Annotated in this window: 20 protein-coding genes; 1 reads left to right on the top strand and 19 read right to left on the bottom strand. The window is 37.3% G+C overall.

Annotated features, from left to right (window positions below; translation table 11 throughout):
- Positions 1-164: 164 nt before the first annotated feature.
- The 17 genes from AC1FXZ_RS03845 to smc all read right to left on the bottom strand — a co-directional run bounded on the left by AC1FXZ_RS03845 (position 165) and on the right by smc (position 14115).
- The gene (locus tag AC1FXZ_RS03845; protein WP_480051171.1) at positions 165-368 is read right to left on the bottom strand and encodes a small, acid-soluble spore protein, alpha/beta type; all 204 of its coding nucleotides are present in this window, start codon (positions 366-368) and stop codon (positions 165-167) included.
- Positions 369-444: 76 nt separating this feature from the next.
- Positions 445-732: an EscU/YscU/HrcU family type III secretion system export apparatus switch protein gene (locus tag AC1FXZ_RS03840; RefSeq protein WP_480051169.1), complete on the bottom strand. Its 288-nt coding sequence runs from the start codon at positions 730-732 to the stop codon at positions 445-447.
- A complete protein-coding gene (locus AC1FXZ_RS03835; protein WP_480051167.1) occupies positions 729-1454 on the bottom strand; it encodes a hypothetical protein in 726 nt (241 codons plus the stop codon). Before AC1FXZ_RS03835 ends, AC1FXZ_RS03840 begins: the two co-directional genes overlap by 4 nt.
- 11 nt (positions 1455-1465) lie before the next feature.
- Complete coding sequence (locus AC1FXZ_RS03830; protein ID WP_480051165.1) at positions 1466-1990, bottom strand: hypothetical protein; 525 nt, start codon at positions 1988-1990, stop codon at positions 1466-1468.
- Between the two features lie 17 nt (positions 1991-2007).
- A complete protein-coding gene (locus AC1FXZ_RS03825; protein WP_480051163.1) occupies positions 2008-2772 on the bottom strand; it encodes a ribonuclease HII in 765 nt (254 codons plus the stop codon).
- Positions 2773-2888: 116 nt separating this feature from the next.
- Entirely contained in the window at positions 2889-3740 is an 852-nt protein-coding gene (gene ylqF, locus AC1FXZ_RS03820; RefSeq protein ID WP_480051161.1) for a ribosome biogenesis GTPase YlqF, read from the bottom strand.
- A gap of 12 nt (positions 3741-3752) precedes the next feature.
- Positions 3753-4286 (bottom strand): signal peptidase I, encoded by a 534-nt coding sequence (gene lepB, locus AC1FXZ_RS03815; RefSeq protein ID WP_480051159.1) that lies wholly within the window; start codon positions 4284-4286, stop codon positions 3753-3755.
- Between the two features lie 234 nt (positions 4287-4520).
- The gene (rplS, locus tag AC1FXZ_RS03810; RefSeq protein ID WP_034629686.1) at positions 4521-4865 is read right to left on the bottom strand and encodes a 50S ribosomal protein L19; all 345 of its coding nucleotides are present in this window, start codon (positions 4863-4865) and stop codon (positions 4521-4523) included.
- A 221-nt stretch (positions 4866-5086) separates the two neighbouring features.
- Positions 5087-5821: a tRNA (guanosine(37)-N1)-methyltransferase TrmD gene (gene trmD, locus AC1FXZ_RS03805; RefSeq protein ID WP_480051157.1), complete on the bottom strand. Its 735-nt coding sequence runs from the start codon at positions 5819-5821 to the stop codon at positions 5087-5089.
- Positions 5818-6336, bottom strand: coding sequence for a ribosome maturation factor RimM (gene rimM / locus AC1FXZ_RS03800; protein WP_480051155.1), 519 nt, complete (start codon positions 6334-6336; stop codon positions 5818-5820). Before rimM ends, trmD begins: the two co-directional genes overlap by 4 nt.
- Positions 6329-6739 (bottom strand): YlqD family protein, encoded by a 411-nt coding sequence (locus tag AC1FXZ_RS03795; RefSeq protein WP_480051153.1) that lies wholly within the window; start codon positions 6737-6739, stop codon positions 6329-6331. The genes rimM and AC1FXZ_RS03795 overlap by 8 nt, the downstream gene beginning before the upstream one ends.
- Before the next feature lie 136 nt (positions 6740-6875).
- A complete protein-coding gene (locus tag AC1FXZ_RS03790) occupies positions 6876-7100 on the bottom strand; it encodes a KH domain-containing protein (RefSeq protein WP_480051152.1) in 225 nt (74 codons plus the stop codon).
- Between the two features lie 136 nt (positions 7101-7236).
- A complete protein-coding gene (rpsP, locus tag AC1FXZ_RS03785; RefSeq protein WP_480051151.1) occupies positions 7237-7509 on the bottom strand; it encodes a 30S ribosomal protein S16 in 273 nt (90 codons plus the stop codon).
- Between the two features lie 87 nt (positions 7510-7596).
- On the bottom strand, positions 7597-8955 hold the full coding sequence (gene ffh, locus AC1FXZ_RS03780; RefSeq protein WP_480051149.1) for a signal recognition particle protein: 1359 nt from the start codon (positions 8953-8955) through the stop codon (positions 7597-7599).
- 11 nt (positions 8956-8966) lie between these two features.
- Positions 8967-9275: a putative DNA-binding protein gene (locus tag AC1FXZ_RS03775; RefSeq protein ID WP_480051515.1), complete on the bottom strand. Its 309-nt coding sequence runs from the start codon at positions 9273-9275 to the stop codon at positions 8967-8969.
- Between the two features lie 170 nt (positions 9276-9445).
- Complete coding sequence (ftsY, locus tag AC1FXZ_RS03770; RefSeq protein WP_480051147.1) at positions 9446-10438, bottom strand: signal recognition particle-docking protein FtsY; 993 nt, start codon at positions 10436-10438, stop codon at positions 9446-9448.
- Positions 10439-10542: 104 nt separating this feature from the next.
- A complete protein-coding gene (smc, locus tag AC1FXZ_RS03765; RefSeq protein WP_480051145.1) occupies positions 10543-14115 on the bottom strand; it encodes a chromosome segregation protein SMC in 3573 nt (1190 codons plus the stop codon).
- Positions 14116-14246: 131 nt separating this feature from the next.
- Here smc and AC1FXZ_RS03760 point away from each other — a divergent pair, with 131 nt between their 5' ends.
- Positions 14247-14468 carry a DUF1128 domain-containing protein gene (locus AC1FXZ_RS03760; protein ID WP_480051143.1) on the top strand — a complete coding sequence of 74 codons (222 nt, stop codon included), beginning with the start codon at positions 14247-14249 and terminating at the stop codon, positions 14466-14468.
- Between the two features lie 52 nt (positions 14469-14520).
- Here AC1FXZ_RS03760 and rnc read toward each other — a convergent pair whose 3' ends face one another.
- Complete coding sequence (gene rnc / locus AC1FXZ_RS03755) at positions 14521-15318, bottom strand: ribonuclease III (RefSeq protein WP_480051141.1); 798 nt, start codon at positions 15316-15318, stop codon at positions 14521-14523.
- Between the two features lie 116 nt (positions 15319-15434).
- Positions 15435-15668, bottom strand: coding sequence for an acyl carrier protein (gene acpP, locus AC1FXZ_RS03750; protein WP_034740877.1), 234 nt, complete (start codon positions 15666-15668; stop codon positions 15435-15437).
- Positions 15669-15783 lie beyond the last annotated feature (115 nt).

The raw sequence follows: 15783 nt of genomic DNA, 5'->3' as shown, positions 1-15783 counted from the left end.
GGCTGAATCCTTTTCTATTCTACCATTGTTTTCTCAAATTGGGGAGGGGTAAATCCCTCACCAATTCAAATTAGTAGAAAAACTTCGACATTTCACGTTTAGAACATGATTAAGAAGCCGTGAAAGAAATATTGTCATATAGTTTATTTCTTGGCTTTAAACAACTATTTTTCAGTTTTATCTACTTGTTTTTTTTGATCATTATCGTTATTTTCTTTTTCTTTTTGTTTAGAAAAAAACTTTGCTAACTTTACCTTTGCATCCGTTTCTTGTATGGAATGGTGAATACCAAATTCATGAGCATATTCTTCTTTAAATCTTGTAAGATCGGGCTTAGCTTCAGGGATAACAAATTTTCCATCTTTCATATCTACCTGTTCCTTTCTTAACAGAATTACCAGAAAAAAGCTGGCATTAATAGTGTGCCCTAAAAAAACACATCTATTATTTGCCAGCTTTCTTTTCATGTTGATCAATTTGGTAAATAAAAGCAAAAACTTCAGCAACTACTTCATAAAGCTCATCGGGAATCGTCTGATTCAATTGCAATTGCGCTAACATTTCAACAAGAGAAGAATCTTCTTGAATGGGAATATTATGTTCCTTCGCTTTTAAGATAATTTCTTCTGCTAGTAAACCTTTTCCCTTACCAATTACCTTTGGTGAGTCATCCGTCTCAACATTATACCGTAGTGCAACGGCCTCCTTTTTGACCTTATTTGATTTATTCATACGCGGATATCAACTCCTTGATAGCTTGAAACTGGTTGGTATGTTGAAGTCAGATTTCCATTTTTTATCGCTTTAATAGGTTTCCAAGTAACGGATAGAAGTTGATAATCGTGTTCTTTCAGAGCCTTTTTTAAGGTTAGGGATAGAAGCTCAATTAAAGCTTGTGGTTTTTCTTTCTCATTAAAGATGCTAATCGTAACGACCCGATTTTGGATCTGTAAATCTACAATCGTTTCTTCTAACCTTTCCAACTCTAGATAAAAAAGAATACGGCAATAGGATGAATCTAATTGTCCATCCTCTGTTTTTTTACCTTCCCATTGCATTGTCATATCAGTTTGTAAAATACCAAAATTTAAAGGTATTTGAAATAAAAGTTGATGCTTGGGGCCTATCTGCTCGTGCATCAACAATTGTTGTGCTGTTAATTGCAACAGTGTTTGATTTGCTTGCTTTTTAATTGGTGTAGTAAGCTTTTCAGTTTGTAGACTAATTAATAAAGCTTTTAACTGATCCTCAAAAAGTGGCTCTTTTGGAACTTCACCATGAAGAAAGCGAACAATATTATGCTCATAATTATATCCTAGCATCGAAACAATTGATTTAAGATGCGAAACATTTATTGATTCTTGGCCTAGAGTCGGCATTATTTTATAGATCAATTCTACTATTTTATTCGCTTTGTCATTTTGCACATTTTTTAGAAGAGTTGCTAGCTCCATCAACTGTTCACTTATTGGTTTTTTTGTTCATTAACTTGAAATGCTAAATATGACTCATTTGAGATAACGATTTGCTTTTGAAGCATTGCCGCAATCGTTTCAAATCCTTTTTCATTGAGTTGCTGCAGTGAGCCTAATATTTGCAGACTGTTCGTAATCGTCTCTCTAGAAAATGGGATCTGTCTACTAGCTAATTTTTCAACAAGTGATTCCGCCCCTTTGGCTTCAGGCAATCCTAGTTGTTGGATTATCCCCTCTTTAGAAGATGTAAAAGCTTTGTGACCTTGTAAAACCTTTAGATGTGGAAGGCCTTTTCCATCCTTCACCTCAAACCAATACCGTTGTCCCACAATTAAAGCTGCCTCAAGGTGTGCGGTTAACTGCATACCATTCATCGTTAACATCGCCAAGTTATTAGGAAATACTTTCGTTACCTTCCCTTGTAAAAGTTGTCCTCTTGTTAAAGTTAAAGCCTTTACTTGCTGAACGTTGTTTGTATGTAATGTAGGTTGACTTTGGATATGAGATTGAAACATGACTTGTCTCCTATTTTTTATACGAAGTCTCTTATTGGTTTAAACGATCTGCGATGCTCTCTAGTAATACCAAACTGTTTAATCGCTTCAAGATGCTCTTTGGTTCCATAACCTACATGACTACTAAATCCATAACCAGGAAATTCCTGATCAATTTCTTTCATATAACGATCGCGTGTTACTTTTGCCAATACAGAACTAGCAGCAATTGATAAACTTTTCTGATCTCCTTTAACTAAAGAAGTTTGTTCAATAGGAATATTAAGGGAAATCGCATCAAGCAATAAATGATCTAATTTAACATCAATATCAGTAATAGCTTTTATCATGGCAAGTTTCGTAGATTCATAGATATTAATTTCATCAATTTGATCTACATGAATCATCTTTACAGAATAAGCAATAGCTTTCTCCTTAATAACTTCATAAAAAATTTCACGTTTCTCTTTCGTTAACTTTTTTGAATCTGTTAAACCTAATAACTTAAAGTCAGAAGGCAAGACAACCGCTGCAGCCACGACTGGCCCAGCTAATGGGCCTCTGCCAACCTCATCAACCCCCGCGATATGCATGCAACCTTCTTTACGTAATTGTGCTTCATAGGTTAGCATTTCCATATGCATTTTTTCCAATGCTAATCTCTTATTTTTCTTTGCTTCATAACGTTTCAATAGATTCTTTACACCTTTACGCTCATCTTGCAAAAGGTTCTGTAGCAGCTTATCATCTATATCATTTCGGGTCATTAATTTTTCTTCTAGTTCTTTTATCGAAAGTGTCACTGCTATTCAACTCCTTACTTCTTATATCGGCCATCATTTTTATTACGATAAGCACTTTTTTGATAAAAAATTGAAAAACCGGTGATAAAGCCTATTTATGGCCCTATCAACCGGCTCTATATATTATCTGGTCTTTCTAACGATATTCTACCCAAAGTCCCATTACGCATTTCACGTAAGATGATCTCTGCAGCTTTGTCGTAATCTATATAGCCCCCACTTAATAAACAACCACGCTTTTTTCCTATTTCTTCAAATAGAGTTAATCCATCTTCTGGAACGTCATCTAATTTGTAACGTTGCTTTATTAAAGTAGGATAGTGGTCTTTTAAATAATTTAAAATAAACAACGATATATCTTGAAAATCTAACAACTCATCCTTTATCGCACCTGTTGCCGCTAAGCGATAACCAATTATTTGATCCTCAAATTTCGGCCACAAGATCCCTGGTGTATCTAGAAGTTCTAATTCTTTCCCAACCTTAATCCATTGTTGTCGTTTCGTCACCCCTGGACGATCTCCAACCTCTGCTGTGCGCTTCGATGCCAGACGATTAATTAGGGTAGACTTACCTACATTTGGAATACCTAATATCATTGCACGGACAGCTCTAGGCTTCATTCCTTTAGAGATCATTTTCTCAATGATCGGCTTTGCTAATTGTTTACATGCATTTGGAATCTTATCTGTTCCTTTACCAGTTTGCGCATTAACAGAAAGTACTTTTGCCCCTTTTTCCTCAAAATAGGCTTTCCATTGTTCGGTAACTGACTGGTCAGCCAAATCGGCTTTATTTAATAAGATTAATCTCGGTTTATGAGAAACTATTTCATCAATCATTGGATTTCTAGACGCTAATGGAACTCGTGCATCTAAAAGCTCTATCACAACATCAATAAACTTTAGTTTTTCTGTCACTTCTCTTCTAGCTTTAGCCATATGGCCAGGAAACCATTGAATCGTCATTACGCTCACCTCCTACTTTACGATGCGAAAATTTGAAATAGGCCAAAATACAATATTAGCTTTTCCAATAACATCATCAACATGAATCGTTCCAATATCACGACTATCTTTACTTCTCCCTCGATTATCCCCTAGGACGAATAATTCATTTTCAGGAACTGTAATCGCTTGGAAATCTCCCGTTAACCTATCCCCATTGTATACTTGTTTTAGTTCATCTAAAAATGGCTCATCCATCGCTTTGCCATTAACAAAGAGTACATCATCACTGTACTCAATCACATCTCCAGGTAAACCAATAATACGTTTTATATAGTCCTTCCCAGCCGGAGCATGAAAAACAATAATATCAAATCGGTCAGGTTGCCCAAAAGTATAACCGACTTTATTAACGATCATTCTATCAGTGTGTTCTAGTGTCGGCATCATCGATTCCCCATCAACGATCACTGGAGCAAATAAGAACTGACGAATAACAAATGCAAGGACAAGTGCTATAACGACCGCTTTCAGCCACTCCCAAGATTCTTTCTTCTCCTTACTCATGTATCGCCCTCCTCCGTTATGTAAATAATCACAAGCAATAGTTTACCACATCTAACGTCTAGATGTCGGCCTATATTTTTTTAGGGTATTTGAGCGTGTAATAGAGCAAGCCATGGACTTTCACTCTTGTATTTTATAAAAAAAACCTTCCGAAGATCCTTTATTGAAAAGGATTCCCCTTCATTACATATCTAAAAAAAAGAGCTTAGTCTCCTAAGCTCTTTTCCTCGCTCTTTATCGAATTTCTTTAATACGAGCTTTTTTACCACGTAGGCTACGTAGGTAGTAAAGTTTAGCACGACGTACTTTACCGCGACGCTTCACTTCGATCTTAGCGATCTTAGGTGAATGTAATGGGAATGTACGTTCAACTCCTACACCGTACGAAATCTTACGCGCTGTGAAAGTTTCGCTAATTCCAGTACCACGACGCTTAATTACAACGCCTTCGAATAACTGAATACGCTCACGAGTACCCTCAACAACTTTAACGTGGATAACTAAAGTGTCACCAGGACGAAACGCTGGAAGATCACTACGTAGTTGCTCACTAGTAATTTCACGGATAATGTTGTTCATATAATTCCACTCCTTCCATACAGATGCTCATGTTAGCCAAATACTACAGCGGAACATCGTAATAACAGGCCTTAAGCCACAAAAACTATAATACCATATGCATACATGAATCACAAGAGGGATTTCAAGAAAAGGTCGATTTTTCTCTTTCATAAAACCTAAGACTAGGTGTAGTTTTTTTACTTTTCACAAAAGCAAATACACTCACAAATAAGTGGTCATCATTCTTTTTTCGAAAATTCCTCTAACCATTTCTTTTCCTTCTCACTTAAATCTTTATCAGCAAGCAAATCCGGGCGTCTTTCCCACGTTCTCCGAAGTGACTCACGTTGCCTCCATTCCTCGATATTTTTGTGATGTCCTGATAAGAGCACATCGGGCACTTTCATACCACGAAATTCAGCTGGTCTTGTATAATGAGGGTGTTCTAATAAACCGGTCGAAAATGAATCGGTTATCGCTGATTCCTTGTTTCCCAGTACCCCAGGTAGTAAACGCGCAACACTATCAGCAATGACCATTGCTCCTAGTTCTCCACCTGTTAATACGTAATCACCAATCGATATTTCATCCGTAACAAGATATTCTCTCACTCTCTCATCATAGCCTTCATAATGGCCACAGAGAAGAATGATATGCTCTTCTCGACTTAGTTCCTCTGCTTTTTTTTGATTGTAGCGTTGCCCTTGAGGACAAAGCAACACAACTCGAGGTTTCGTTTGTTTGTCTTTATTCAAATCTTCGACAGCATCAAATAGTGGTTGAGCACGTAATACCATACCCGCTCCCCCACCGTATGGATAATCATCTACTTTTCGGTGTTTACTTTCCGTATATTCCCTAAAATCAACAACATTGAAGGAAACAGCTCCTGATTCTTTTGCATGCTTCAATATTGAACTCCCAAAAACGTTTGTGAACATCTCAGGGAAAAGAGTTAAAATATCAATCTTCATTCAATTAGCCCTTCTAGAACATGAACACGAATAACATTGTTCTCGATATCAATTTCTTTTATAACGTCCTCAATATACGGAAGTAAAATATCTTTTCCCTCACCGAAGCGCTGAACAACCCAAACATCATTCGCCCCAGTTTCAAAGATTTCTTTTACTTTACCAAGCTCTTCCCCTTTATCCGTCACAACCTTACAACCAATAATTTCATGATAATAAAATTCGTTCTCCTCTAGTTCGTCTAAATATTGTTCGGAGACGTACAAAGTACAACCTTTAAAACGTTCGACGTCGTTTATTGAGTTGTAGCCTTCAAATTGCAACAAATCGAAATTTTTATGACGACGGTGATGACGTACATTCACAAAAATTTCTTTATCACTCTCCCCTTTTATCATTAATTCAGTCCCAACTGCGTAACGTTCTTCAGCAAAATCTGTTGTAGATATAACTCGAATTTCTCCCTTAACTCCATGAGTATTAACAATTTTCCCTACTTTAAACCACTCAGTCATCATCATTCCTACTTTCTCGAATTTCTTTCACAATTCCATCTTGAATAATTATCTCCGGTATCGAATCAACATCTGGCCAAGGTTCACCTTGCTTTATTTCAATTATGCTCTCTACTGTACCTTCACGAATTTCCGTACCTGATTTTAGTTGTTTTACTTGTTCCATTTTAAAATTGAGGTTTTCAATCGTTTCCTCGCGTTCTTTTATTACTTGTTTATAGCGTGCTCGTATTTTATCTTGTTCATGCTTGCTAGAGCCTTTAAGTTTTTTATGTAAAAGAAACGTAAATTGTTCAATCTCACGCTTCGATTGCAAAAGTTCAGCTTCAAACTGATTTATGAGTTTTTCTTTCCTCTGTTCAGTTAAAACATGTTTTATCACTGCATTTCTAACTATTTTCATCACACACCCCTAACATAGGACGTTCTCTGACAGGATATTCACTTACTGATATCGATGCATTCTCTGACTCTTTTAGCATTTGAATATCTTTATAATAGAAAAAGGGAGAGGTTATCCCTCACCCTTTCTTGCGTTACTAATCCACGATGTCTAATCGAATTCGTTGCGTAGGCGCTGCAGCAAATAATACCGAGCGAATCGCTTTAACGGTCCGACCTTGCTTCCCTATAACCTTGCCTATATCATCAGGATGAACAGTTAATCGTAAGTTAAGAGTTTGGCCCTCTTCTACTTCTTCAACTTGAACATAATCAGGATGGTCAACAAGTGCATTTACAATGTGTTCAACTAACGCTTTCATAATATTCTCCTTTTACTAGTTAATAAAAAAGAAGAGACAATGATTATAGTAGCACTACAGAGCGATCATAGATATCACTCAGATAAGCAAAAAGCATGAGAAGATTTTCTCACACTAATTGCAGCAATTATAGTCATTACTTAGAGTTTTTTGCGTTATGCAGCTTTTCCATTAAACCTTCTTTAGAGAAAAGGTTACGTACTGTATCAGAAGGTTTTGCACCTTTTAACATCCAGTCAAGAGCTTTCTCTTCAGAAATTTCAACCTTAGCTGGTTGAGTTAATGGGTTGTACGTTCCGATCTCTTCGATGAAACGACCATCACGCGGTGCGCGTGAATCTGCTACTACTACACGATAAAATGGGGCCTTTTTAGAACCCATACGTTTTAAACGAATTTTTACTGCCATTCGTGGGACACCTCCAAAAATATTCACACAAAAATTTATAATATCATCAATTTCTCTAGATTTCAACTAGAAAAATGGATTTCTAGGTTAAAATGGAAGTTTAAAACCTCCAAGACCTTTACCTCTTTTCTTTCCTTTACCAGAGGTCATGCCGGTCATTTGTTTCATCATTTTCTTCATATCTTCAAATTGCTTGAGGAGTCGATTTACATCTTGAATTGACGTTCCACTACCTTTGGCAATTCGGCGACGTCTACTAGCATTCATAATACTAGGATCCTGTTTTTCTTTCTTTGTCATTGAGCGAACGATCGCTTCAACTTTACCGATTTGTTTATCGTCTACTTTTAAATCTTTCAATCCCTTAGCTTTATTCATCCCAGGCATCATATTTAAAAGTTCATCAAGTGGACCCATACTTCGCACTTGATCAAGTTGTTCTAAGAAATCATCAAATGTGAAATCCATATTGCGCATTTTCTTCTCAAGTTCACGGGCTTTTTCTTCATCAACATTTGTTTGTGCTTTTTCAATAAGTGAAAGAACATCACCCATGCCAAGGATTCTAGAAGCCATACGTTCTGGATGGAATGGCTCGAGTTGGTCAATTTTCTCTCCCATACCCGCAAATTTAATCGGTGTATTCGTAACAGCCTTAACTGAAATCGCAGCACCACCACGTGTATCACCATCAAGCTTTGTTAGAACAACCCCGGTAACGTCTAGTTGTTCATTGAAACTCTCTGCAACATTGACTGCATCTTGTCCAGTCATTGCATCGACAACCAGTAAAATTTCATCAGGTGTGGCAACTTCTTTTACCTGTCTCAGTTCATCCATTAGTGTTTCATCAATGTGCAACCGACCGGCTGTATCGATTAAAACATAATCGTGATGATCTTCTTTTGCCTTTTCGATGGCTTGCTTCGCAATCTCAACTGGGCTAACTTGATCACCAAGTGAAAAGACTGGCATATTTAATTGCTTCCCTAATGTCTCCAACTGTTTAATTGCAGCAGGACGATAAATATCTGCAGCAACGAGCAATGGCTGCCTATTATGTTTCTTTCGTAAATGATTAGCAAGCTTCGCTGTAGTCGTAGTCTTACCTGCCCCTTGAAGTCCAACCATCATAACCACAGTTGGTGACTTAGGTGCGACAGCAATTTTGCTTTGCTCACCACCCATTAATGAAGTTAACTCTTCATTAACAACTTTAATTACTTGTTGTCCAGGCGTTAAGCTTTTCATAACTTCTTGCCCAAGCGCTTTTTCTTTCACACTTGCAATGAATTGTTTGACAACTTTAAAGTTAACATCCGCTTCAAGTAATGCTAAACGAACTTCACGCATCATCTCTTTAACGTCTTGTTCGCTTACTTTCCCTTTTCCACGAATTTTGGTTAACGTTCCTTGCAGTCGTTCCGCTAAACCTTCAAATGCCATGTTGTCGCCTCCTAGTCTAATTTCTCAAGAGAGTCAAGCAGTGACATGATCTCTTCAGGAGTCGCATTTTTTTCTACTGCTGATTTCATTTTCGTTATGAGTTTTGAACGCTTCTTGAATTTCGATAAAAGCATCAACTTCATTTCGTAATCTTCTAACATTGCTTCTGTACGCTTAATGTTATCATATACGGCTTGGCGACTAACTTCAAACTCCTCAGCAATCTCACCTAACGAGAAATCATCAAGATAATACAATGACATATACTTACGCTGCTTCTGTGTTAGCAATGACTGATAGAAATCAAAAAGATAATTCATCCTAAATGTCTTATCTAACACATAACCAACCCCTTGTTAAGTGATTTCCCTTTACGAGATATTATGTTACAACACCTCGTTATAAGTGTCAAGTTTTTTTCTTAACAATCTCGAATAACTGAAAAAGTTGCCTTACTACAGCGATTTTAGACACCCTTCCATTTAGTTCTTTATTCCTCTTCTACTTCAGCCTCTACTAACTCTCGGAACAATCCGTAAACAAATTGCTCTGCATCAAATGCTTGTAAGTCATCCATCTGTTCACCAAGACCGACAAATTTAACAGGAATATCCAATTCGTGACGGATTGCTAAAACGATCCCACCCTTTGCCGTTCCATCAAGTTTCGTTAACACAATGCCAGATACATCCGTTGCTTTGCCGAACGTCTTAGCTTGCGACATTGCGTTTTGTCCTGTAGTTGCATCCAAAACCAACAAAACCTCGTGAGGTGCACCAGGAACTTCACGTTCAATTACACGCTTAACCTTTTCTAGTTCATTCATAAGGTTTACTTTATTTTGAAGCCGGCCTGCCGTGTCACATAAGAGTACATCAACATTACGAGATTTAGCAGCTTTGAGCGCATCATACACTACAGCTGCTGGATCTGAGCCTTCTTGTTGCTTAATAACATCTACCCCCACTCGTTCTCCCCATACCTCAAGTTGTTCTATTGCACCTGCACGAAACGTATCTCCGGCGGCCATCATAACCGATTTTCCTTCTTGCTTTAACTGGTGAGCTAATTTACCAATTGATGTTGTTTTCCCTACACCATTTACGCCTACTACCAAAATGACAGTCATCGCACCTTCTTGCAAATTAAGGCTTGTATCATCACCTTCTTTTTCTAACAATTCAGCAAGTTTCTCCGAAATAACAGGTTGAATTTCCTTAGTATCTTTTATATTGCGAAGGCGCACCTCATCTTTTAATTGGTCAATTAATTCCATCACTGTTGTTACACCAACATCTGAACTAATTAACAGTTCTTCTAATTCTTCAAAAAAGTCTTCATCAACTTTACGGTACTTATAAACTAGTTGATTCATGCGACCAACAAATGAATCACGTGTTTTCTCAAGTCCCTCTTTAAACTTATCCGTCACGTCTGTCGTTTGATTCGTAATCTTATCTTTCAACTTTTTAAAAAAGCTCATATTCTCACCTATCTCTCTTAGTATTAATAAATTTTCTTTTGCAAACCCAACAGTCAAATCTTAAAACCTTGCTTTACCTTGGAAACATCAAAAGGGAAATACCCTTATGATGTCCCCTTTACTAATTCTTTTGTTTCTTCCAATTTAACCGATACAAGACGAGACACACCTGATTCTTGCATTGTAACACCATACAACACGTCTGCTTCTTCCATCGTTCCTTTACGGTGTGTAATCACGATAAATTGAGTAGCCCCACTAAAATCTTTTAAGAAGTGTGCAAATCGACTGACATTTGCTTCATCAAGAGCCGCCTCCACTTCATCGAGAACACAAAATGGAACGGGGCGCACTTTTAATATAGCAAATAATAATGCAATAGCGGTTAACGAACGTTCCCCTCCAGATAACAGAGCTAAATTTTGCATTTTTTTGCCAGGGGGTTTCGCCAAAATCTCTACTCCAGTTTCTAAAAGGTTCTCAGGATCTGTTAACACTAAGTCGGCATGTCCACCTCCAAATAGGTCTTTAAACACCGTTTGGAAATGCTCACGGATTGACACGTATGACTCTTGAAACCGCTTTGTCATCTCTTCATCCATCTCAGAGATAACATCATGTAAAGTCGTTTTAGCAGTAAGTAAATCCTCCTGCTGTTCGGTTAAGAATTCAAACCGGTCACGGACACGTTCATACTCTTCAATAGCTCCTAAGTTTACGGTTCCAAGCTCTTCAATTGCAAGCTTGATAAGTTTCACTTTTGTTCTAGCCTCTTCAGGCACTAATGTAAGTTTATACATTTGCTTCGCGGCTTGAAACGAAAGCTCATATTCATCACGTAGATGTGTCAACCTATTATCAAGTTCCACATCCATCCTATTTACTTTCACTTCAATTTTACGACATTCATCCGCAAGACTTACGTGTTCTGTTTGCTGAAGTTTCAATGTATGTTCGAGCTCATTATAAGCCTGATCTACTTCTTCACGTTCCTTTTTCATTTCAGCAATCGCATCTGCTAATTCTTTTTTACGCTCGCGTCCACGCTCGATCCTGTGTTCAAGACCACTTTCTCCGTTAGAACGATCTGACATTTCCCCAACAAGCAAATCAAAATGATCTTTAAGCTCCGTTAGTTCTTCTTCTAACCTTGCTTTTTGCAAAGTAAGACTCCTCGCACGTTCCTCTATAGAATGGTATCGTTCCTTCGCTGTTGCAACTTTAATTTTTTCTTGAGTCAATTCTTCTTGCAGACTATCTCTTGATTTTCGTTGTTCTTGTTGCTGCCCTTCTAACGTCTTCACTTGTTCCTCTAGCGTTTCTGCCTGTTCTCCCGCTGCTTCATATGTTCGTTTTAATTCATCAAGACGATTAGTAAGGCGCTCTACTTCATCAAGGTATCCTGATTTATCGCGATCAAAACGTGAAAATTGGTCTTGTGATCGTTCAACCTCTCGTTCAAATTCACGCACATTTACTTTAGCACTTTGAACCTGCTCGCGTGCACTCTCCCCTTTTTGACGGAGATCTTCTAAGTAACGTTCGTTCTCTACAAGCTTTTGTTTCAACGCTTTCACTTCATGCTCTAGTTGCTTAGTAACATGATCTAACTTCAACAATTTCTCTTTTAAATCTTCCAATTCTCTTTTTCTGCCAAGAAGAGGTGTTTGCTTTTGCTTTACTGAACCTCCAGTCATCGAACCACCCGGATTAACTACGTCCCCCTCTAAGGTAACAATTCGAATGCGATGTCCGGAAAGTTGCGCTAATTCGTTTGCACCTTGAAGGTTTTTGGCAACAACCACATTCCCCAATAAATTGGAAATGACACTATCATAAACACGATCATTTTCCACTAATGATTTCGCAACACCTATAAAATGAGGATGATTCTGCATTTGCTCAAGTTGAGATACAGGAATCCCTTTCGGCTTAATGATCGGTAATGGTAAAAATGTAGCCCTCCCTATTCGGTTTTGTTTTAAAAATTGAATGGCAAACCTCGCCTCAGCTTCTGACCCCATTACAATGTGTTGAGAAGATCCTCCAAGAGCAATTTCAATAGCAATTTCAAATTCTTTAGGTACCTGAATAAGTTCTGCTACAGCACCATGTACCCCGTTTAATTGTTTACCTTTTGCTTTTAAAACCTCTTTAACACCATGGAAAAAACCTGAAAAATCAGCTTGCATTTCTTCGAGAACATCTGCTCGAGACTGCAGCTTTTGAGTCAATTGATACGTCTCATATAACTGAGTTTCCTTTTTTTGATACTTCTGCTTATCTTGTTCATAAGCGCGTTGCTGATCACGATAAGTTGAAACAACTTCCTCTAGATTTCTTTCTTTTCTTTCTACAACTTCTTTTGCAGCTGAAAGCTTTACCATCAATTGCTCACGATGATCGAGTAACTCTTCATTTTCTACTAATAGGCGTTGTTGTTGAATCTCCTGTTTCTGAAGCTGCTCCTCTAAATACCGGCGCTCGTTACGAATGCTAGCTTGTTCATTCAACACTTCAATATAATCTGATTTTAGTTGATCAATTTCTTCTTCCACATCTACATTAGATCTCTGAATTAATTTCTGCTTTTGCCTGACTGACTCTTCCAGCATCGATAAATTTTGACTAGCTTTCTTAAGAATAGTCTGTTCTTCTTGCCACTCACTTAGAACCGTTTCAAATTGCTCTTGTTTATCTTTAATAGAGCGGTCAAGTTGGTCCTTATTTTGAGTTGCATTTTTCTTACGCTCTTTTAATACTTCACGTTTTCCTTCACTTTTTTCTAGTTCTTCACTTGCAAGTAGAAGTTCTTCTTGTAATTTTGTAAACTCAGTAGATAATTGATTCGTTTTCTCACGCAAAGAGACCCGTAACTGTTCCATTTGTTCAAGTTTTTGTTGACGCTGTTCATATGTTTCTAATAAGTTTGTTAACTTCTCTTTTTCCGTTGTCCATGTTTCATGCAGCTCATCTATTTCATGCACAAGTAAAGCAATATCTACTTCTTTTAGCTCTTCTCGTTTTTGCAAGTAATCTCTTGCAATAGAAGCCTGGACTTCTAATGGCTCCACTTGTCCTTCTAGTTCATGTAATATGTCTTCCACACGGTTAAGGTTCTCTTGCGTTTCTAATAAACGCTTTTCTGCTTTTACCTTTCGCGTTTTATACTTGAGAACACCTGCTGCTTCTTCAAAGATCACGCGCCGATCCTCTGCTTTATTACTTAAAATCTCTTCGACTTTTCCTTGACCAATTATAGAGTAAGCTTCTCTTCCTAAACCAGAATCCAGAAATAAATCAACAATATCCTTTAAGCGACAGGGTTGCTTATTTAAAAGATATTCACTGTCACCTGAACGATACACTCTACGTGTTACACTAACTTCACTATAATCAATTGATAAATGTTGATCTTCATTATCTAAGATCAAACTAACTTCAGCATAATTTAATGGTTTCCGACTATCACTCCCCGCAAAAATAATATCCTCCATTTTTGACCCTCGGAGTGACTTAGCGGATTGTTCACCTAGAACCCAGCGTATACTATCTGAAATATTACTTTTTCCACTTCCATTTGGTCCAACAACTGCTGTAACACCCGGAACAAAATCAATATTGATTTGTTCAGCAAAAGATTTGAACCCAACGACTTCAAGTCGCTTGAGGAACATATTCCTTCCCCCTAACTTAAATTAACAACTTATCTATTTTACCATAGCAAAAAGCTTATTTACAGATTGAGAGGACAAAAGGACAAGTCTATGATACGATACTTACATAATTAATCAAAAGGAGCGAAACGATGAATCTTGATGTAAATACACGTGATAATATTGAATTTATGTTAGAAGAGATCAAAACGAAAATTCAAATTGTTAATGCAGCTGCTCTAAATTCAAAAAGCTTCGATACAGAACAATATGAAGAGCTTCGTGACATATATGAAATGGTCATAAAGAAACAATCATTCTCAGTAAGTGAACTTGATGCCATTGTAACCGAGTTAGGTAAATTACGAAAATGATGATAGTACGATAAAAAAAATGTCCTCTCGCTTGAATACGAGAGGACATTTTTTATTTTAACTTTTCTTGTTCACTTAATTTCATTAGTGCTTGTTGCGCAGCATGCTGCTCTGCTTCTTTCTTTGAACGACCAGTGCCAATACCAAGGGTAGATTCATTCAATTGCACTTCGGAAACAAATTCTCGATTATGTGCTGGACCACGCTCTTGTACGATGATATATTGAATTTGCCCTAGGTTGTCACGCTGAATGAACTCTTGAAGCTGACTTTTGAAATCCATCATATGAGAAAAAGCACCGTCATTAATTTTCGGAAACATCGTATCATTTAAAAATTTAAAAACGGATTCTAATCCTTGATCTAGATAAAGAGCACCAATGAAAGCCTCAAATACATCGGCTAAAAGTGCAGGTCGAGCTCTCCCTCCAGTCATTTCCTCTCCTTTTCCAAGTAAAACAACTTCTCCGAATTTCAATTCTTGAGCAAATTGAGCAAGCGATGGCTCGCAAACAATTGATGCTCGTAATTTTGTCATATCCCCTTCACTCATCGTTTTAAATTTTTTAAATAAAAACTGTGAAACAGATAACTCTAAAACGGCATCTCCTAAAAATTCTAGTCGTTCATTATCTTGGAAGGAATAGATACGGTGCTCATTCACATACGATGAATGGGTGAAAGCTTGGATTAAGAGCTTTTTATTTTCAAAAGTCAACTCAGTTCGTTGCATTAAAACATCAAACTTTTTCTTCTGGTCTTCAGTAAGACTCATTTTTCTATTTCCCCGTCTTCGATCATTTGAATAATGGGACTTCGATTTTCGATAGTATTTCGAAGATTGTGGCATAGCGACCTCCAACATCATTAATTAAAACCAACGGATTGTACGTATGATGAATTTATTAATTTTTTTCTAGACTTGAAAGTAAGTCCCACATGGCAAGCATATGGGACTTCCCTCACCTACTGACGGCTGTTTATGTAATCAACTACATCAGCTACAGTTGAAATTTTTTCTGCTTCCTCATCAGAGATTTCTAGATCAAACTCATCTTCAAGTTCCATAACAAGTTCTACAACATCTAATGAGTCCGCCCCTAAATCATCTTTAAAAGAAGCTTCTGGTTTAACTTCTGCTTCTTCTACTCCAAGACGATCAACAACGATTTTTGTAACACGTGATAATGTATCTGCCATGTTCGTTCACCTCCTCTCAAAGTTAAAGTTCAATGTTGATAAAGACTAGGAAAAGTTTACCGATGAACACCCCTTCTGTCAACCTGTTATTTCCGAGATTTATTGAAAAGGTATA

It is taken from the genome of Halalkalibacter sp. HAAS-P014 (assembly GCF_056619965.1).
The sequence above is the reverse complement of the archived record's forward strand: the minus strand, read 5'-3'. Positions and strand labels throughout refer to the sequence as shown.